At 60.4% G+C, this 20,055-nt stretch carries 16 protein-coding genes; 8 read left to right on the top strand and 8 right to left on the bottom strand.

Going from position 1 to position 20,055, the window contains the following annotated elements:
* The first annotated feature begins 30 nt into the window (after nucleotides 1-30).
* The 8 genes from ppsA to ACEN8E_RS20650 all read left to right on the top strand — a co-directional run bounded on the left by ppsA (nucleotide 31) and on the right by ACEN8E_RS20650 (nucleotide 8,202).
* Nucleotides 31-2,406 carry a phosphoenolpyruvate synthase gene (gene ppsA / locus ACEN8E_RS20685; protein ID WP_008017605.1) on the top strand — a complete coding sequence of 792 codons (2,376 nt, stop codon included), beginning with the start codon at nucleotides 31-33 and terminating at the stop codon, nucleotides 2,404-2,406.
* Between the two features lie 181 nt (nucleotides 2,407-2,587).
* Nucleotides 2,588-3,577, top strand: a complete 990-nt coding sequence (locus ACEN8E_RS20680; protein WP_495589658.1) for an alpha/beta fold hydrolase — start codon at nucleotides 2,588-2,590, stop codon at nucleotides 3,575-3,577.
* A gap of 140 nt (nucleotides 3,578-3,717) precedes the next feature.
* Complete coding sequence (rraA, locus tag ACEN8E_RS20675; RefSeq protein ID WP_181456758.1) at nucleotides 3,718-4,206, top strand: ribonuclease E activity regulator RraA; 489 nt, start codon at nucleotides 3,718-3,720, stop codon at nucleotides 4,204-4,206.
* A 27-nt stretch (nucleotides 4,207-4,233) separates the two neighbouring features.
* The gene (locus tag ACEN8E_RS20670) at nucleotides 4,234-5,229 is read left to right on the top strand and encodes a zinc transporter ZntB (RefSeq protein ID WP_413422023.1); all 996 of its coding nucleotides are present in this window, start codon (nucleotides 4,234-4,236) and stop codon (nucleotides 5,227-5,229) included.
* 62 nt (nucleotides 5,230-5,291) lie between these two features.
* Nucleotides 5,292-5,540: a hypothetical protein gene (locus tag ACEN8E_RS20665; protein WP_008017601.1), complete on the top strand. Its 249-nt coding sequence runs from the start codon at nucleotides 5,292-5,294 to the stop codon at nucleotides 5,538-5,540.
* A gap of 2 nt (nucleotides 5,541-5,542) precedes the next feature.
* Complete coding sequence (locus tag ACEN8E_RS20660; RefSeq protein WP_008027407.1) at nucleotides 5,543-6,367, top strand: mechanosensitive ion channel family protein; 825 nt, start codon at nucleotides 5,543-5,545, stop codon at nucleotides 6,365-6,367.
* Nucleotides 6,368-6,457: 90 nt separating this feature from the next.
* Complete coding sequence (sigX, locus tag ACEN8E_RS20655) at nucleotides 6,458-7,048, top strand: RNA polymerase sigma factor SigX (protein WP_075949123.1); 591 nt, start codon at nucleotides 6,458-6,460, stop codon at nucleotides 7,046-7,048.
* Nucleotides 7,049-7,155: 107 nt separating this feature from the next.
* Nucleotides 7,156-8,202 carry an OmpA family protein gene (locus ACEN8E_RS20650; RefSeq protein WP_495589657.1) on the top strand — a complete coding sequence of 349 codons (1,047 nt, stop codon included), beginning with the start codon at nucleotides 7,156-7,158 and terminating at the stop codon, nucleotides 8,200-8,202.
* A gap of 75 nt (nucleotides 8,203-8,277) precedes the next feature.
* On the opposite strand, the gene cobA is transcribed toward ACEN8E_RS20650, so the two are convergent.
* From cobA to ACEN8E_RS20610, 8 genes are all read right to left on the bottom strand, one after another.
* Entirely contained in the window at nucleotides 8,278-9,063 is a 786-nt protein-coding gene (cobA, locus tag ACEN8E_RS20645; RefSeq protein ID WP_495589656.1) for a uroporphyrinogen-III C-methyltransferase, read from the bottom strand.
* 10 nt (nucleotides 9,064-9,073) lie between these two features.
* A complete protein-coding gene (locus tag ACEN8E_RS20640) occupies nucleotides 9,074-11,791 on the bottom strand; it encodes a nitrate reductase (RefSeq protein WP_495589655.1) in 2,718 nt (905 codons plus the stop codon).
* Nucleotides 11,791-12,108 carry a nitrite reductase small subunit NirD gene (gene nirD / locus ACEN8E_RS20635; protein ID WP_495589654.1) on the bottom strand — a complete coding sequence of 106 codons (318 nt, stop codon included), beginning with the start codon at nucleotides 12,106-12,108 and terminating at the stop codon, nucleotides 11,791-11,793. Before nirD ends, ACEN8E_RS20640 begins: the two co-directional genes overlap by 1 nt.
* Complete coding sequence (nirB, locus tag ACEN8E_RS20630; protein ID WP_495589653.1) at nucleotides 12,105-14,558, bottom strand: nitrite reductase large subunit NirB; 2,454 nt, start codon at nucleotides 14,556-14,558, stop codon at nucleotides 12,105-12,107. The genes nirD and nirB overlap by 4 nt, the downstream gene beginning before the upstream one ends.
* 290 nt (nucleotides 14,559-14,848) lie before the next feature.
* Nucleotides 14,849-16,516 carry a bifunctional protein-serine/threonine kinase/phosphatase gene (locus ACEN8E_RS20625; protein ID WP_495589652.1) on the bottom strand — a complete coding sequence of 556 codons (1,668 nt, stop codon included), beginning with the start codon at nucleotides 16,514-16,516 and terminating at the stop codon, nucleotides 14,849-14,851.
* 7 nt (nucleotides 16,517-16,523) lie between these two features.
* Nucleotides 16,524-17,735, bottom strand: a complete 1,212-nt coding sequence (locus tag ACEN8E_RS20620; RefSeq protein WP_104449766.1) for a nitrate/nitrite transporter — start codon at nucleotides 17,733-17,735, stop codon at nucleotides 16,524-16,526.
* Nucleotides 17,736-18,074: 339 nt separating this feature from the next.
* On the bottom strand, nucleotides 18,075-18,650 hold the full coding sequence (locus ACEN8E_RS20615; protein WP_429369221.1) for an ANTAR domain-containing response regulator: 576 nt from the start codon (nucleotides 18,648-18,650) through the stop codon (nucleotides 18,075-18,077).
* Between the two features lie 15 nt (nucleotides 18,651-18,665).
* Nucleotides 18,666-19,877 (bottom strand): CmpA/NrtA family ABC transporter substrate-binding protein, encoded by a 1,212-nt coding sequence (locus ACEN8E_RS20610; RefSeq protein WP_495589651.1) that lies wholly within the window; start codon nucleotides 19,875-19,877, stop codon nucleotides 18,666-18,668.
* Nucleotides 19,878-20,055: the final 178 nt, after the last annotated feature.

Raw genomic sequence — 20,055 nt, 5'->3', positions numbered from 1 at the left:
TTTTCCAACACAGTTAGTGGAGAGATCACCTTGGTAGAGTACGTAGTTTCCCTCGATAAGCTCGGCAAACACGATGTTGAGCATGTGGGGGGCAAGAACGCATCCCTGGGCGAGATGATCAGCAACCTTGCAGGTGCCGGTGTATCGGTGCCTGGTGGCTTCGCCACGACCGCTCAGGCTTATCGTGATTTCCTGGAACTGAGCGGCTTGAATCAGCAGATTCACGATGCCCTCGATGCCCTGGACGTCGACGACGTGAATGCCCTGGCCAAGACCGGTGCCCAGATCCGTCAATGGATCATGGAAGCCGAGTTCCCTGAAAAGCTGAATACCGAAATCCGCACCGCGTTCGCCGCGTTGTCCGCCGGCAACCCTGACGTGGCCGTGGCCGTGCGTTCTTCCGCTACCGCCGAAGACCTGCCGGACGCCTCCTTCGCCGGTCAGCAGGAAACCTTCCTGAATATCCGTGGTGTCGAAAACGTCATTCGCGCCGCCAAGGAAGTGTTCGCCTCCCTTTTCAACGATCGTGCGATTTCCTATCGCGTGCACCAGGGCTTCGACCACAAGTTGGTAGCCCTGTCGGCCGGCGTACAGCGCATGGTCCGCTCCGAAACCGGCACCGCCGGCGTGATGTTCACCCTCGATACCGAATCGGGTTTCCGTGACGTGGTGTTCATCACCGGCGCCTACGGCCTGGGTGAAACCGTCGTGCAAGGTGCGGTGAACCCGGATGAATTCTATGTCCATAAAGGCACGCTGGCCGCCGGTCGCCCGGCGATCCTGCGCCGCAACCTGGGCAGCAAGGCCATCAAGATGATCTACGGCGACGAGGCCAAGGCCGGTCGTTCGGTCAAGACCGTCGACGTGGACAAGGCCGAGCGCGCACGTTTCTGCCTGACCGACGCCGAAGTCAGCGAGCTGGCCAAGCAGGCGATGATCATCGAGAAGCACTACCAGTGCCCGATGGACATCGAGTGGGCCAAGGACGGTGACGACGGCAAGCTGTACATCGTGCAGGCCCGTCCGGAAACCGTGAAGAGCCGCACCCAGGCCAACGTCATGGAACGTTACCTGTTGAAAGAAACCGGCACCGTGCTGGTGGAAGGTCGTGCCATCGGCCAGCGCATCGGCGCCGGCAAGGTGCGCATCATCAAGGACGTGTCCGAGATGGACAAGGTCCAGCCAGGCGACGTACTGGTGTCCGACATGACCGACCCGGACTGGGAACCGGTCATGAAGCGCGCCAGCGCCATCGTCACCAACCGTGGCGGCCGTACCTGCCACGCGGCGATCATCGCCCGTGAGCTGGGTATCCCGGCTGTAGTGGGTTGCGGTAATGCCACCCAGCTGTTGAAAGACGGCCAGGGCGTGACCGTTTCCTGCGCTGAAGGCGACACCGGTTTCATCTTCGAAGGCGAACTGGGCTTCGACATCAAGAAGAACTCCGTTGACGCCATGCCTGAGCTGCCGTTCAAGATCATGATGAACGTCGGTAACCCGGACCGTGCTTTCGACTTCGCGCAGCTGCCGAACGCCGGTGTGGGCCTGGCTCGCCTGGAGTTCATCATCAATCGCATGATCGGCGTGCACCCCAAGGCACTGCTGAACTATGACGGCCTGCCGCTGGACATCAAGGAAAGCGTCGACAAGCGCATCGCCGGCTACAACGATCCGGTAGGCTTCTACGTCGAGAAACTGGTCGAGGGCATCAGCACCCTGGCGGCTGCGTTCTGGCCGAAGAAAGTCATCGTGCGCCTGTCGGACTTCAAGTCCAACGAATACGCCAACCTGATCGGCGGCAAGCTGTACGAGCCGGAAGAAGAGAACCCGATGCTGGGCTTCCGCGGTGCCTCGCGTTACATCAGCGAATCGTTCCGCGACTGCTTCGAGCTCGAGTGCCGTGCTCTGAAGCGTGTGCGCAACGAGATGGGCCTGACCAACGTCGAAATCATGGTGCCGTTCGTCCGTACCCTGGGTGAAGCGAGCCAGGTGGTCGATCTGCTGGCGGAAAACGGCCTGGCCCGTGGCCAGAACGGCCTGCGCGTGATCATGATGTGCGAACTGCCGTCCAACGCCATCCTGGCGGAAGAGTTCCTCGAATTCTTCGACGGTTTCTCCATCGGCTCCAACGACCTGACCCAGTTGACCCTGGGCCTGGACCGTGACTCCGGGATCATTGCCCACCTGTTCGATGAACGTAATCCGGCGGTCAAGAAGCTGCTGGCCAATGCCATTGCCGCGTGCAACAAGGCCGGCAAATACATCGGCATCTGCGGTCAGGGCCCTTCGGACCACCCGGACCTGGCCAAGTGGCTGATGGAGCAGGGCATCGAAAGCGTGTCGTTGAACCCGGACTCCGTACTGGAAACCTGGTTCTTCCTGGCGGAAGGTCAAGCTTCGGCCTGATCCGGTGTAAACGGGCCGCTCTCTCTGTAGGAGCGAGCTTGCTCGCGATGGACGTCAACGAAAACGCGTTTATCCTGGATAAACGTGGTGTCCTGAAGTTCTTCGCGAGCAGGGAGCGGTCTTTTGAGATTCAGGTAGGGCGGGCTCCTGTAGGATGCCGCCCTTTTTTGTGCAAGAGATTATGCAAAGCAGCAGCAACCTATTTCCTGTCGCCCTGATCAGCGCCGAGCGGCGCGGCGATCTGAGCGAAGATGTGTATCGTTTGAAGCCCGGCAACAGCCCCGACTTCACCGTCGAACTGGCTGTGACGCGTCTCGGCATGGCCGATGAGCCGTCTTCCCGCGGCGTGCCGGTGATCCTGCTGCACGGCAGCTTTTCCAATCGCCGGTTCTGGTTTTCTCCCAAGGGCCTGGGGTTGGGCGCTTATCTGACCCGATTGGGGTTCGACGTCTGGATTCCGGAAATGCGCGGTCACGGCCTGTCCCAGCGCAACCACGACTACCGCAAGAACCGTGTCGCCGACTACGCTCGCTATGACCTGCCGGCCATTGGCGCGTTCGTGCGCGAACAGAGCGGGCAGGTGCCGCACTGGATCGGTCACTCGCTGGGCGGTATTACCCTGGCCGCGGCGCTGGGTGGCGAGTACATCGGTGAGCCAGTCGTAGCCTCGGCGGCGTTTTTCGGCGCCCAGGTCAGTCGCACCTATTGGCCATTGAAGATTCCGCCGGTGGAGTGGAGCGGTCGCTTCATTCTCAAGCGTTTTGCCCAGTTGTCCGGATCAAGGCTCAAACGCGGTCCGGAGGACGAACCCATCGGCCTGGCCCTGGAAAGCATGCGTTGGTACGGTCTGTTCGGGCGCTTTGGCGATGCCGATAAAAACTGGTGGGACGGTTTGGCCGAGGTCAAGTTGCCGGTGCTTGCCGTGTCTGCTGCCGGTGATCATCAGGATCCTGCGTGGGCTTGTCGCAAACTGTTCGAGCAGTTCGGTTCCGGGCACAAACAATTTATCAATCTGGGTCGTGACCAGGGTTTTGCCGATAATTTCGATCATGTTGAAATGCTTGTCAGCAAGCCTGCCCAGGCCGAAGTCTGGCCTTTGGTGGCTCGTTGGCTGACGGACCAGCAGACGCCGTTGTTGGGAGAACAAGGGGATTTGGCCACGGCGGTTTGAGCCTGATGCTCTAACAAGGGCATTTCGCTCTGGTCGGCTTGCGGCTAAGATATGACGCATTGAGCTGTTCTGGTCACTTTCCGTGACTGAGCCATCACTGATGTTCGTGCTGTCTTCCTCTTTACAGGAGTTTCTCGATGATCCATTACCTCACGCCTGACCTGTGCGATGCCTATCCGGAACTGGTGCAGGTGCTGGAACCGATGTTCAGCAATTTCGGCGGCCGTGATTCCTTCGGTGGCGAAATCGTGACCATCAAGTGCTTCGAAGACAACTCGCTGGTCAAGGAGCAGGTCGAGCTCAAGGGCAATGGCAAGGTTCTGGTGGTCGATGGCGGGGGCTCTCTGCGCCGCGCGCTGCTGGGCGACATGCTCGCCGAGAAAGCGGCCAGCAATGGCTGGGAAGGCCTGGTGATCTACGGTTGCATCCGTGACGTCGACGTCATCGCGCAAACCGACCTGGGGGTCCAGGCGCTGGCCAGCCACCCAATGAAAACCGACAAGCGCGGTATCGGTGATCTCAACGTTGCCGTGACCTTCGCTGGCGTGACCTTTCATCCGGGCCATTACATCTATGCGGACAACAACGGCGTGATCATCTCGCCAAGCCCGCTGAAAATGCCTGAATAAAAGCGGCTGCAGACCAGAGGAGTGCGGATGTTCGAGGAAGAAAACGCGCAATGGGGGCTGGTGCATGCCCTGGTGCTGGACGGTAGAGGCGGCGCGCGTTCGATTGCCCGGACTGAACTTGACGACTTGCAGCTGCAGGCTCATGAAAGCCTGTGGCTGCACTGGGATCGCAGTCATCCGCAAACCCGGACCTGGTTACGCAAATCCAGTGGTCTGAGCGAATTCAGCTGTGACCTGCTGCTCGAAGAAAACACTCGTCCGCGACTTTTACAGCTTTCCGACAGCGAACTGCTGCTATTTTTGCGCGGGGTCAATCTGAACCCCGGTGCCGAGCCGGAAGACATGGTGTCGGTGCGGATCTTCGGCTCCGCCCAACGGGTCATTTCCCTGCGTTTGCGTCCATTGCGCGCCACTGAAGAACTGCTGGTGCAACTGGCCGACGGCAAAGGGCCGAAAACAGCCTCCGAACTCATCCTGTACATGGCGCAGTACCTCACCAACAAGGTGCAGGATCTGGTCAGCGACCTCTCGGAAGTGGTCGATGAGGAGGAAGAAAAGCTGGATGCCGACGAACGGTATGCTCCGGAGCATGGCGCCGTATTGCAGATCCGCCGCAGGGCCGCCGCGTTGAAGCGCTTTCTCGCTCCGCAGCGGGATATTTTCGGGCAGTTGACCCGGATCAAGTTGCCCTGGTTCGTCGAGGACGATGGTGATTACTGGAATGAATTGAACAACAGCCTGACCCGCTACCTCGAAGAGCTGGAATTGACCCGGGAGCGGGTGGGGCTGGTGCTGGAAGCGGAAGACCGTCGGTTGAGCGTGCGCATGAATCGCACGATGTATCGCTTTGGCGTCATCACCGGGATCTTTTTGCCGATGAGTTTCCTGACCGGGCTATTGGGAATCAACGTCGGTGGAATTCCATTCTCTGCCAGCCCTTATGGCTTTTTGATCGCCTGCCTGATGATGGTCTCGGTGGCGCTTGGGCAGTGGTGGTTGTTCCGACGTTTGCGCTGGGTCTGAGGGAAAGCATGTGACCCGACCAGAACTCACCGCGTCTTCCTCAGACATCACGAGAGGTGCGTATGCACGATCCGTTTGAACAGTCTTTGCGCGACATGCTCAACGCCTCACCGTCCACCCGGGACGACGATGCGTGCCTTGGGCGTGTACTGAAAACCGCCAACCGCCAGGTCGGCGCCGGCGATTTGTTCAGCCTGCTGGGCCGCTGGCTGCCCGCCCTGATGATCGCCCTGAACAACGGCTCGGCCCATGTCGCGCCAGTGTCCCGTCTTCGCAAACCTACCGCTCGCACTGCTGATAAGGCTGATTGAATATGGAACTTGATCTCTGGACCCAGAGCCTCGTCACTGCAATGACTGCGTTATGGACCAAGGTTGCGAACTTCATTCCGAACCTGTTCGGCGCACTGGTTGTGCTGCTGTTGGGTTTCGTCGTAGCCAAGCTGCTGGACACCCTGCTGTCCAAATTGCTCGCCAAATTGGGCCTGGACCGCTTGATGGGCGGCACCGGCCTGACCAAGCTGCTGTCCCGCGCCGGATTGCAGGTTCCCATTTCGACCCTGATCGGCAAGATCGTCTATTGGTTCGTTCTACTTATTTTTCTGGTTTCCGCCGCAGAATCTCTTGGCCTCGAACGAGTTTCAGCTACGCTGGATATGCTTGCGTTGTATTTGCCGAAGGTTTTCGGCGCGGCGCTGGTGTTGCTGGTAGGCGTTTTGCTGGCGCAACTGGCCAACGGGCTGGTGCGTGGAGCGGCAGAAGGCGTGGGCCTGGACTATGCTGCAGGGCTTGGACGGATTGCCCAGGGCCTGGTGATCATCATCAGTATTTCGGTCGCGATCAGCCAGCTGGAGGTCAAGACTGACCTGCTGAACCATGTGATCGTGATCGTGTTGATAACCGTTGGTCTGGCGGTAGCGCTGGCCATGGGGTTGGGAAGCCGGGAAATTGCCGGCCAGATTCTTGCGGGAATCTACGTGCGTGAGCTGTACCAGGTTGGGCAACAAGTGCGTGTTGGCGAGGTCGAAGGCCAGATCGAAGAGATCGGCACGGTTAAAACCACATTGCTGACCGATGAGGGTGAGCTAGTCTCTCTTTCCAATCGGATCCTTCTTGAGCAGCATGTGAGTAGCCGCTAACCCGGCAAACCCTGCTAATGTATGCCGCCGCAAAATGCCCGCTGAAGCTGGCTGCGGCGGACATTGACCTGACTGTCGGCCCGACTTGTTTTGAATAAAGCCCAATCGTTATCCATGCGCTACGACCCCCGCGAGCTCTCTGATGAGGAGTTGGTCGCGCGCTCGCATACCGAGCTGTTTCACGTAACACGTGCCTATGAAGAACTGATGCGGCGTTACCAGCGAACATTATTTAACGTGTGTGCACGATATCTCGGGAACGATCGTGATGCAGACGATGTCTGTCAGGAGGTCATGTTGAAGGTGCTGTATGGCCTGAAGAACTTCGAAGGTAAATCGAAGTTCAAGACATGGCTATATAGCATCACGTACAACGAGTGCATCACACAGTATCGGAAGGAACGGCGAAAGCGTCGCTTGATGGACGCATTGAGTCTTGACCCCCTCGAGGAAGCGTCCGAAGAAAAGGCGCCGAAACCTGAGGAAAAGGGTGGACTTGATCGCTGGTTGGTGTATGTGAACCCGATTGACCGCGAAATTCTGGTGCTACGTTTTGTCGCAGAGCTGGAGTTTCAGGAGATCGCAGACATCATGCATATGGGTTTGAGTGCAACAAAAATGCGGTACAAACGCGCTCTAGATAAATTGCGTGAGAAATTTGCAGGCATTGCTGAAACTTAGTTCAGCGCAAATATCTCTTACGTGTAGGCAAGTTCTGTTAGACTTGCCGCCGAGTTGTCCCCCGGTTTGCGGGACTGCTTCACAATCACCAGATGGGGATTTAACGGATGAAACTGAAAAACACCTTGGGCTTGGCCATTGGTACTCTTATTGCCGCTACTTCGTTCGGCGCACTGGCACAAGGCCAAGGCGCAGTTGAAGGCGAGCTCAACTACGGGAAGAAGTACAACGACAGCGTTAACAACGTTGAAGACGGCTACACTCCTGGCGCCTCCATCGGTTACTTCTTGACCGACGACGTATCGTTGAACTTGACCTACAACAATGACGACCACACCCGTTCGAACAACGGTACTGGTAATCAGAAAATCGAAGGCGACCAGTTCGGTCTGAACGCTCAGTACCACTTCAACAACGCTGGCGACGCTCTGCGTCCTTACGTTCAAGGTGGTGTCAAGCACGGCAGCATGACCAACGTAGCCGCTGACGGCCACACCGGTCGTGACCAGTCGACTTTCCTGACTGCTGGCGCTGGTCTGAAGTACTACTTCCTCGAAAACGTCTACGCTCGTGCTGGCGTAGAAGCTGACTACAAGCTGGACAACGGCCGTTGGGACTACATCCCGTCCGTAGGTCTGGGTGTGAACTTCGGTGGCGGCAACAAGCCTGCCGCTGCTCCGGTTCCAGCACCAGAAGTCTGCTCCGACAGCGACAACGACGGCGTTTGCGACAACGTTGACAAGTGCCCGGACACCCCAGCCAACGTAACTGTTGACGCTGACGGCTGCCCAGCTGTTGCTGAAGTTGTTCGTGTTGAGCTGGACGTGAAGTTCGACTTCGACAAGGCGGCAGTCAAGCCAAACAGCTACGGCGACATCAAGAACCTGGCTGACTTCATGAAGCAGTACCCATCGACCACCACTACTGTTGAAGGTCACACTGACAACGTCGGTCCTGACGCTTACAACCAGAAACTGTCCGAGCGTCGTGCAAACGCCGTTAAGCAAGTTCTGACCAACCAGTACGGTGTTGAGTCGTCCCGCGTTCAGTCCGTTGGCTACGGCGAATCCCGCCCAGTTGCTGACAACAAAACTGAAGCTGGTCGCGCTGTTAACCGTCGCGTAGAAGCGCAGGTTGAAGCTCACGCTAAGTAATTAGCTCGCAGCTCTGAGAAAAGCCCGGCTCAGGCCGGGCTTTTCTTTGCCTGCGATTTGGTGAAGAGGGGTGCGTCAGGCGCGTTGACGTCCGACATGGGTGTCGACGAGTAGAGTCTCTTCGCGAGCAGGCTCGCTCCCGCAGGAGGTGTTCACGTTGGCTGCGACTGCGCCGATCACCAGGATGGCCGGGCTTTTCAGCTCGAAGGCACAGGCATCTTCTTCCATTGCCATCAGGCTGCTTCGACATTCCCGTTGATGCGGCAACGATGCATTTTCAATCATTGCCACGGGTGTATCCGCCGCCATTGCCCCCGCCAATAGTTGCTCACGGATCTCACTGAGCTTCGCCACTCCCATGTAGATCACCAGTGTCGTGCCACCTTGGGCCAGCGCTTGCCAGTTCAGGCTGCTGTCATCCTGAGTGTGGGCGGTCACCAGCGTCACCCCGCGTGCCACGCCACGCAAGGTCAATGGAATATCGCATTGCGTCGCGCCTGCCAGCCCGGCAGTGATACCGTTGACCAATTCGGTCTCGATGCCACGCTCGCGTAGCCACTGCGCTTCTTCACCGCCACGCCCGAAGATGCACGGGTCGCCACCCTTGAGTCTCACCACGCATTTTCCCTGACGGGCATAACGCAGCATCAGGCGATGGATAAAGGCTTGCGGCGTTGAACGACAGCCACCGCGCTTGCCCACCGGAATAATCCGTGCTCCGGGGCAATGTTCCAGCACCGCGTCGTTGACCAGATCGTCGATCAGCACCACGTCCGCTTCCCTCAACGCCCGAACAGCTTTGAGGGTCAGTAATTCAGGATCGCCGGGACCTGCACCCACCAGCCAGACTTTTGCACTCATAGTGTTTTCCTCACGAGATGGCGGCTTGCGGCTGCGCGGTGGCGGCCAGCAAACGCTTGATTTCCGGGACGCAGGAGCCGCATTGCGTGCCGCAACCCAATTCCTGTTTCAAGCCCTGCAAGTCCAGGCCGCGGCGTATGCCAGTGCAGACCGCGTTCTGGCTGACGTTTTTGCAGTTGCACAAGGTTTTGTTGCCGATCGCTTCGGCGTCGATCTGGCCCGGTGGGGCACTCAGTGGCGCCAGCAGCCAGCGCCGTAACTGTTCATCGGCGCGTCCTTCAAGCCAGAGGTTTTGCAGCCAGTGCCGGGCGAGGGTTTCACCCGCCAGGCGGATCGCGGTGATCCGGCCGTTCTCGATCCGCACGCGTTTACCGATGGAGCGTCGCGGATCGTCGTAGGCCAGGACCGGTCCATCGTTTAGCCCCAGGCATTGATCGATATCGCGCAGCAGTTGTGGATCTGGCGCCATGGCGCTGGCAGCGCGTATCAGCAGTGCAGGGCGCTCGCGACCGGTCAGGCTGAGGCTGACGTAGGAAAACGCCTCGCAGAGAGGGCGTAGAGTCTCAAAATGTTGTTGGACATCGCCCTCTATCAGCGCGAAAAGGTGCCATGGCAATTGCACCGGTTCCAGGCGCACGCCGCTGTGTTTGAGCTCCGGTTGTTTCGACAATGGGTCGAAGGCGGGCAGGGTGAGGCTGTTCACGCCCCCCTTGAGAAAACGGTCGCCAAAATGCATCGGCAGGAAGGCTTGGCCCGGACGCACGCTGTCGTCACTGGCGACCGGCACGATCACCGCACCGCGGCGGCTTTTCAGACTGATCAAATCGCCCGCTTGCAGGCGATGCCGGCGCAGCTCATCCGGGTGCAGGCTCAACACGGCTTCGCCGACATGGCCGAACAACTGTGCGGCGGTGCCGGTGCGGCTCATGCCGTGCCATTGATCGCGCAGGCGGCCGGTGATCAGGGTCAGCGGGAAACGTGCATCGCGTTGCTCTTTGGCGGCACGATACGGATCGGCCACGAACTGTGCACGCCCGTTGGCAGTGGCAAATACCCCATCGACATACAGTCGTGCCGTGCCCCCGACGGCACCCGAAGGGAAGGGCCACTGCTGCGGGCCGAGGCGATCGATCAGCGCATGGCTGATACCGGACAGGTCCAGATCGCGATCGCGAGTCAGTTGTTTGTATTCATCGAAGACTTGCGCGGGGTTATCGAACGCAAACAGGCTGATTTGACCAGGACGCAGGTATTTTTCAAGGCGCTGTGCGAAATCCACGGTGATCGCCCAGTCCGGCCGTGCCTCACCCGGTGCGGCGATGGCCTGGCGTACGTGGGAAATGCGCCGCTCGGAGTTGGTCACGCAGCCTTCCTTTTCCCCCCAGCTGGTGGCGGGAAGAAGGAGGTCGGCAAACTTCGCGGTTTCAGTGGTGCCAAAGGCTTCCTGCAACACCACGAACGGGCAGGCTTGCAAGGCGGCGCGCACGGCCGTCTGGTCCGGCATGGATTGCGCGGGGTTGGTGCAGGCGATCCACAATGCCTTGATCTTGCCGCTGCGCACTTGCTCGAACAGCTCGATCGCCGTGAGCCCGGGATTTTCCGGCAGTTGTTCGACACCCCAGTAGGACGCCACTTGCGCACGGTGCTGCGCATTGGTGGCGTCACGATGGCCGGGCAGCAGGTTGGACAAACTGCCGGTTTCCCGCCCGCCCATGGCATTTGGCTGACCGGTGAGGGAGAAAGGTCCGGCGCCGGGACGACCGATCTGCCCGGTGGCCAGGTGCAGATTGATCAGTGCACTGTTTTTCGCACTGCCGGCGGTGGACTGATTAAGGCCCATGCACCACAGCGACAGAAAGCTTGGAGATGTGCCGATCCACTCGGCACATTGCTGCAATTGCCCGACGCTGATTCCGCAGAGCTGCGAAACCATTTGCGGCGTGTAGTCACGCACCAGGCTTTTCAGCTCGGCCAGGCCCTCGGTGTGGTCCCGGATGAAGTCACGATCGATCCAGTCTTCCCACAGCAGCAGATGCAAAATCCCATGGAACAAAGCGACATCGGTGCCAGGCAGGATCGCCAGGTGCAGGTCAGCCAGATCGCAGGTGTCTGTACGACGCGGGTCAATGACGATGACTTTCATCTGCGGCCGGCGGGATCTGGCTTCCTCCAGTCGACGAAACAGCACCGGATGGGCGTAGGCCATGTTGCTGCCGACGATCATCACGCAATCGCTCAATTCCAGGTCTTCGTAGCTGCAAGGCGGGGCGTCGGCACCCAGGCTGCGCTTGTAGCCGACCACCGCCGAGGACATGCACAGCCGCGAATTGCTGTCGATGTTGTTGGTACCCACCAGGGCACGCGCCAGCTTGTTGAAGGCGTAGTAGTCCTCGGTCAACAGTTGCCCGGAAATGTAGAACGCCACACTGTCCGGGCCATGTTCGGTTAGGGTCGCGGCAAAAACGCTGGCGGCGTGATCGAGGGCGGTATCCCAATTGGTGCGGTGGCGAGCCAGGCCTTTACCGAGGCGCAGTTCGGGATACAGCGCCCGCGCCGTCACGTCGCCGGTCAGGTGCAGGGTCGAGCCCTTGCTGCACAGTTTGCCGAAATTGGCCGGGTGTGCCGGATCGCCGCTGACGCCGAGGATGCGCTCGCCGTCGTGCTCGATTAGCACCCCGCAGCCGACCCCGCAGTAACAGCAGGTGGACGCGGTGATCTGGCGGTCCATCAGCCTGCGTCCCGCAAGGCCAGCATCACTCGGCCATTTTCGACCCGCGCCGGGTGGTGGTGGGCGCAGCCGACGTCCGGGGCCTGGGCTTCGCCGCTTTGCAGGTCGATTTGCCAGTTGTGCAACGGGCAGGCCACCCGTTTGCCATAGATCAGGCCTTGGGACAGCGGCCCTCCCTTGTGCGGGCAGCGGTCGTCGAGGGCGAACACTTCGTCGTCGCTGGTACGAAAAATCGCGATGTCTCCCTTTGGACCGGCGATGATCCGCGAGCCCAGGGCATTGATTTCATCCAGTGCGCAGATATCCAGCCAGTTCATGCCAGCACCTCCAGGTTTTTCACGGGGATGACGTCGAATTCTTTTTTCAGCTGTGGCTGTTCCAGGCGCTCCTTCCACGGGTCCTGTTCGAACGACAGCGAGAATTGCAGGCGATCGTTGAGCGCCTTGCGACGCTCCGGGTCCTCAAGCACGGCTTTCTTGATATGGTCCATGCCGACCCGCTGCAGGTAGTGCACGGTGCGTTCGAGGTAAAAGGCTTCTTCACGATAGAGCTGCAGGAATGCACCGTTGTATTCGCGGACTTCTTCGGCGGTTTTCAGTTTGACGAAGAATTCCGCGACTTCGGTCTTGATCCCGCCGTTGCCACCGATGTACATCTCCCAGCCGGAATCCACGCCGATGATGCCTACATCCTTGATGCCGGCTTCCGAGCAGTTGCGCGGGCAACCGGAGACAGCCAGTTTCACCTTGTGCGGTGACCACATGTTGAACAGGTCATGTTCCAGCTCGATACCCAACTGTGTGGAGTTCTGCGTGCCGAAGCGGCAGAACTCACTGCCGACGCAGGTTTTCACCGTACGGATGGATTTGCCGTAGGCGTGGCCGGACGGCATGTCCAGGTCTTTCCATACCCCCGGCAGGTCTTGCTTGCGGATGCCCAGCAAGTCGATGCGCTGGCCACCGGTGACCTTGACCATCGGCACGTTGTACTTGTCGGCAACGTCGGCAATGCGCCGCAGTTCCGAAGGATTGGTCACACCACCCCACATCCGTGGGACTACAGAATAAGTGCCGTCTTTCTGAATGTTGGCGTGAGCCCTTTCGTTGATCAGGCGCGATTGCGGATCGTCCCTGGCTTCTCCCGGCCAGGTGGATATCAGGTAGTAATTGAGTGCCGGCCGGCAGGTGGCGCAACCATTGGGTGTGCGCCAGTTCAGGTAGCTCATGGTGCCGGCGATGGTCAGCAGGTGCTGCTCGCGAATGGCCTGGCGAATCTGCCCGTGGTTGAGGTCGCTGCAGCCGCAGATGGCCTTTTCGCTTTTCGGCTTGACGTCGGCGGCGCCGCCCACGGTGTTGATCAGGATCTGCTCCACCAGGCCCGCGCACGAACCGCAGGAGCTGGCGGCCTTGGTGTGTTTCTTGACGTCGTCGACGCTGAACAGCCCGTGTTCCTGGATCGCCTTGACGATGGTACCTTTGCACACGCCGTTGCAGCCGCAGACTTCGGCGTTGTCGGCCATGCTCATGGCCTTGTCCTGGCCCTGATGTCCTACGTCGCCCAAGGCGTTTTCACCAAACATCAAGTGATCGCGGATCTCGCTGATGGCGTGGTTTTCACGGATCTGCCGGAAATACCAGCCGCCATCTGCCGTGTCGCCATACAGGCAGGCGCCGACCAACACGTCATCCTTGATCACCAGTTTTTTGTAGACCCCGCCAATCGGGTCCGAGAGGGTAATGGTCTCGGTGCCTTCGCCACCCATGAAGTCGCCGGCGGAAAACAGGTCGATGCCGGTGACCTTCAGTTTGGTCGAGGTCACCGAACCCTTGTAGGTGGCAAAACCGAGTTGCGCGAGGTGGTTGGCGCAGACTTTGGCCTGTTCGAACAGCGGTGCCACCAAACCATAGGCGATGCCGCGGTGGCTGGCGCATTCACCGATGGCATAGATTCGAGGGTCGTAGGTTTGCAGGGTGTCGTTGACCAGAATCCCGCGGTTGCACGGAATGCCGGATTTCTCCGCCAGTTCGGTATTGGGGCGAATGCCGGCGGCCATCACCACCAAGTCCGCGGGGATGATGTCGCCGTTCTTGAATTGCACCGAACCGACCCGGCCGTTGCCCGCATCGTGCAAGGCCTGGGTCTGCTCGCTCAGGCGAAAGTGCAGGCCGCGCGACTCCAGGGCTGTTTGCAGTAATTGGCCGCTGGTCTTGTCCAGTTGCCGCTCCATCAACCACTCGCCGATGTGCACCACGGTGACGTGCATGCCCCGCAGCATCAGGCCGTTGGCGGCCTCCAGGCCGAGCAGGCCGCCACCGATCACCACGGCGTGCCGATGGGTTTTCGCGGTGTCGATCATGGCCTGGGTGTCGGCGATGTCGCGGTAGCCGATCACGCCCTCAAGGGTGTTGCCGGGAATGGGCAGGATGAAAGGGGTCGAGCCGGTGGCGATCAGCAGGCGATCGTATTCGGCCTCGCTGCCGTCTTCGGCGATGACCCGGCGCTTGACCCGGTCGATCTCCACCACTTTGCGGTTGAGCAGCAGTTTGACGTTGTTGTCCAGGTACCAGCTCAGGTCGTTGAGCACGATCTCTTCGAAGGTCTGTTCACCCGCCAGCACCGGCGACAACAGGATGCGGTTGTAGTTGGTGTGCGGTTCGGCGCCGAAGACCGTGATGTCGTACAGCTCTGTGCTCAGCTTGAGCAGTTCTTCCAGGGTCCGGACCCCGGCCATGCCATTGCCGATCATCACCAGTTTTAGTTTTTTCATCAGGTTCTCCGGGGAGCTCAGGCCTGCCTCATCAGGGTTCAGGCCATGCTCGACAAATTTTGCGCAAACAAAAAAAGGCGTCCCGCCAGTTACCTGGCGAGGACACCTTTGTCCTGGTCCCGTTCTCTCGGGAAGTGCAGCCTTCGTCGTTGAAGCCTGCGCTTTATGTCTGTTGAAAGAGATAATGCAGTGGTTGTGCCAAGTCGCTCAGATCCCGTGTTTATTGGTGTTCTTCCCGTTCACAGGGACAGAATCGTGAGGGAATGCACCGATACAAAGCGCACTGCCCGCTAATGGAGCGCAACCACCAGCAGCACCAGGTTGAGCAACAGCGATACCAGTGCCAATGTCCGCCAGACCTTCAGTGGCTCGCGCTCCAGCAACGGCTTGGGGCGCACATTCAAACTGCGGCGTTCGCCCTGTTCGAGCAGCAGCAGCCATTCTTCCGCCGTTTCGAAGCGTTGATCGGGGGCCGCCGCCACAGCGCGCTCCAGGTTGTGGGCGATCCAGTCCGGCAGGTCGGGCCGGTAGCGGCTGGCGTTGACCGGGAGGCCAAACCTCGGGCGCTGGAACGCTTCGATTTCGCCATAGGGATAGTGCCCGGTGAGCAGGAAATACAAGGTCACACCGACGGCGTACAAGTCCTGCTGTGGCGTCGGCATTTCGCCGCGAAAGGCTTCTGGTGCAATGTAACTGGGTGTACCCGGCAGAGCCCAGGGCAGATCCTGCGAGAGACCGGGGCAGTAGGCGAGGCCGAAATCCAGCAGGCGCAACTCACCGTCGTGCCCCAGCAGCAGGTTCTCCGGTTTGATATCGCGATGCAGAATCTGCCGTCGATGCAACAGGCCGACCGCACGCAGCAAGCGTTCGGCGATGTCCTGCCACTGGGGCAACGGCAGCGGTCCGCTTTGTTCATGCCGTTGGGCCAGGGTCGCACCAGAATATTCGCGTATCACGTAGTACAAATGCTGACGCTGGCTGGCGGCATGGACTTCAGGAAAATGCCGACCGGCCACGCGTTTGAGAAACCACTCCTCCGACAGCAGTGCTTGCCCGGCCTGGTGATCGTCGTGCAGGCGCCCCGGCAGCGTTTTCAGCAGCCAGGGTTGTTGCTGATTGTCGCGAACGCGATAAAGCAAGGATTGCTGGCTCTGGGCGACGATTCCCTCGACCTGCCAACCCTCGAACGCCTGACCCGGTTTCAATGCTGGTGGCAATGGCCATTGCTGCAAGTGAATCAACGCATCGCCAATACTCGCTTCACCAAGGGCATCGACCCGCACCAGCAAGGCGCTGGCATTGTCCTGGCTGCCCGCCAGGTGTGCGGCACTGACCAGGGTTTGCGCAGCGCTGTGCAAGTCCGGTTGATCACGCAGGATCGCCGCGATCGCGGTATCGCCCAGGACGGCCCAGATGCCGTCGCTGAGCAGGACGAAGCTTTCATCGGGGCGCAACTCACCGTCGAGAAAATCCAGCACCAGATGTTGATCCAGGCCCAGCGCCCGTTTCAGCACATGTTGCATGCCTGGCTGGTCCCAGACGTGATCCTCGCTGATGCGCTGCAATCGATCGGCGTGCCAGCGATACACCCGACAATCGCCGACATGGGCGAGGGTAAAGCGCCGGCCGCGCAGGACCAGCGCGCTGAGGGTGGTCAGCAGCGGTTGTCCGCCGCCATTGGCCTGCAACCAGCGGTTTTGCGCCAACAGCAGACGATCGAGTGCCTGGGCGACGCTCCAGGTTTCCGGCGTGGCGTAGTAATCCAGCGCCAGGGCCTGCAATGTCGAACGGGCAGCCAGACCGCCATCGGCGCACTGGCTGACACCGTCGGCGATGGCGAACAGGTAACCTTTGCTCGCCGCCAGCGCCGGAGCCGGCGTGACCAGGCGCAGGGCATCCTGGTTTTCCTCGCGGGGACCGGTGGCGCTGGCTTCGGCGAAACTCAGTTGCAGGCTCATCGCGACCTCAGACCCGCGCAGCCGTGACCGCGGCCGAACCCCAGGTGGTTCTCCAGCGGCGTTTCACGCCGTGCAGGCCGAACCACGCCAACACGCCGAGGCTGGCGAACAACCACAGCGCCAGTTGATAGCTGCCGGTGCTTTGCTTGATCGCGCCCATGCCGGCCGCGAGGGCAAAACCGCCGATGCCGCCCGCCATGCCGATCAGGCCGGTCATCACGCCGATTTCCCGCCGAAAACGCTGCGGCACCAACTGGAATACCGCGCCATTGCCGGCACCCAGACCGAGCATGGTGCAGACGAAAAGCGCCAGTGCGGCGTAGGAATTCGGCAGGTTGAAACCGACCGCGGTAATGCAGATCGCTGCGACGGTGTACATCGCCAGCAAGGTCCGAATGCCGCCGAAACGGTCAGCCAGCGCGCCGCCCAAGGGGCGCATCAGGCTGCCGCCGAACACGCAGGCAGCGGTGTAGTAGCCGGCAGTGACCGGGCTCAGGCCGTACTGGTCGTTGAAGTAACCGGGCAGGGCGCTGGCCAGGCCGATGAAGCCGCCGAACGTCACGCTGTAGAAAAACATGAACCACCAACTGTCCCTATCGCCCAGGGCCTTGAAGTAGTCGGCCATGGATTTGGCCTTTGGCCGTTCGGGGGCGTTTTTGGCCAGCCAGGCGAAGACGATCAGGGTCAGGATCAGCGGGATCAGGGCAAAACCGAACACGTTGCTCCAGCCAAACGCCGCCGCCAGCACCGGGGCGATCAATGCGGCGAACACCGTGCCCGAGTTCCCCGCACCGGCGATGCCCATGGCCTTGCCTTGGTGCTGCGGCGGATACCACTGCGAAGCCAAGGGCAGGGCGACGGCGAAAGACGCGCCGGCCATGCCCAGGAACAGCCCCAGCAGCAACGCTTGCTCGTAGCTGTGGATGCCGAGTTTCCAGGCGCCGAACAGTGCGCAGATCACGATGACCTGACCGATCAGGCCGGCAGTCTTGGGCGACAGGCGATCAGCCAGCATCCCCATGATAAAACGCAAGACCGCCCCGGCCAGAATGGGTGTGGCCACCACCAGCCCGCGTTGCTGTGTCGTCAGGTGCAGGTCGGCGGCGATCTGTACTGCCAAAGGTCCGAGCAGGTACCAGACCATGAAGCTCAGGTCGAAATAGAGGAAGGCTGCGAACAATGTCGGTGTATGGCCGGATTTCCAGAAGCTTGAATTCATCGCGCACCTCAGCTGTGAAGAGTCTCGGAAGGAGTCATGAGCTTGCAGGTGGGGCGCCGTTACGGCCGCACCACCGACCCCGTGCTGTGGGGCCAAAACGAAAAAACGCCGCGACCCGGTTTGCCAGGGGCAAATGAGGTGCGCGACGTCTTTGTCGTAGGTGGGGCAACCGCCGTTGGTTACCTGTGGTGATTACTTAGCGAGATTTGTGCCAACACTCGAAACCGGGTCACGGCCATTCGCGAGCAGGCTCGCTCCCACAGGTGGTTTGTGTTCGGCGCAATTCCCTTGTGGGAGCGAGCCTGCTCGCGAAGGCGATAGAACATTCGCCACAGAATTTCAGCCAAGCAGCTCGCTCATGGCAATGATCTGCTCCGCCACCTGGATCAGCTTCTGCTGTCGGCTCATTGCCTGGCGGCGCATCAGGGTGTAGGCCTCTTCCTCGTTGCAGTTCTTCATTTTCATCAGCAGCCCTTTGGCCAGTTCGATGCGCTTGCGCTCGGCCAATTGCTGGTCGCGGGCATGCAGCTGGGCACGCAAGGCCTGGTCGCTTTCGAAGCGCGCCATGGCCACATCGAGAATCGGCTGCAGGCGTTGTGCGTGAATGCCTTCGACGATGTAGGCACTGACCCCGGACTTGATCGCCTGTCGCATCACCCCGGGGTCGTGCTCGTCGGTGAACATCACAATCGGTCGCGGCTGGTCGCGAGTCACCAGCACCACTTGTTCCATGACATCGCGCCCCGGTGACTCGGTATCGATCAGGATCACATCCGGACGCACCGTTTCGACGCGTTCGGGCAAGTCTATGGTCAGGCCGGACTCATCGATCACTTCGAAACCGGCCTCGGTCAGGGCGGCCTTCAGGCGTCCGACTTTTTTCGCCGTGTCGTTGATCAGCAGGATACGCAGCATGTTCGTGGTCTCCTGTCAGCGGCTGGCGGATCGGTGCGAGCTGTCGCTCATGGCGTGCAGTTTGAAACTGCGGGCATAACCGGCCGGGTCCGAGCCGTCCCAGATCTTGCCGTCGATCAACTGACTGCTACGCATTTCCAAGGCTGGCGAAGCAACGCCGACGGCACTGGCAGCCTGACGGTAGAGGTCCAGTTGCTGGACCTGCCGGGCCACCGCGAGATAGTCGGGGTCATCGCGCAACAAACCCCAGCGACGAAACTGGGTCATGAACCACATGCCGTCGGAAAGGTACGGCAAGTTGACCTCGCCATCCCCGTGCAAGCGCAGCGCGTGCGGGTCTTGCCAGCGATGGCCGAGGCCGTCGGCGTAATCACCCAGCAGGCGCGGTTCGATGCTGTCCAGTGGCGCATCAAGGTACTGCGCGGCACTGAGCAATTGTGCGGTACTGCGGCGATTCTCGGTGCTTGCTTCGATGAAGCGGCTGGCTTCCAGGACCGCCATCACCAAAGCCCGCGCGGTATTGGGGTATTGCTCGACGAATGCGCGGGTGCAGCCGAGGACTTTTTCCGGATGGTCGGGCCAGAGCGCCTGGGTCGTGGCCAGGGTGAAACCGAGGTCCTGTTGCACGGCGCTGGCCGACCAGGGCTCGCCGACGCAGAACCCGTCGATACGTCCGGCCCGCAGGTGCGCGACCATTTGCGGTGGCGGCACCACCACGCTGTCGACATCCTGCAGCGGGTGAATGCCCTGGCTGGCGAGCCAGTAATACAGCCACAGGGCATGGGTGCCGGTTGGAAACGTCTGGGCGAAGGTGAGTTTTGAGCGAGTTTGGTGCACGTGCCGATCCAATGCTTCAGGACTGGTCACTCCCAGCGCCTGCAAGCCGCGGGACAGATTGATGCTCTGGCCGTTCTGATTCAGGCCCATCAATACGGCCATGTCGGTCGCGGCCACGCCACCGATGCCCAGGTGAACGGCGTAGACCAGACCGTAGAGGCTGTGGGCTGCATCGAGTTCGCCGCTGACCAGGTTGTCCCGCAGGTTGGCCCAGGACGACTGGCGCTTGAGGTTCAGGGTCAAGCCGTGGGGTTGGGCGAAGCCCTGGGTGGCGGCGACGACCACCGATGCGCAGTCGCTCAGGGCCATGAAGCCGAGATTGATTTCGGTCTTTTCCGGGGCATCGCTGCCATTGACCCAGGCCAGAGGGTCGGCTGACGGTTCGTTCATCGCGCATTCACCTTGCAAAAAAAAAACGTCGTCACAGGGCCGTGCATGAACAGGCCGGGGACGACGCCATTGTCTTTGCACACATTCCGTCGTTGGCATGGGTGCTGGTGCCATGGGTGGTGCAAGGCATATGCCATTAACCGTTGATTTGCTCACGCGCCTCGCTTGCCGCCCCGTT

The sequence above is a fragment of the Pseudomonas sp. Pseusp9 genome, assembly GCF_059491265.1.
The sequence above is the reverse complement of the archived record's forward strand: the minus strand, read 5'-3'. Positions and strand labels throughout refer to the sequence as shown.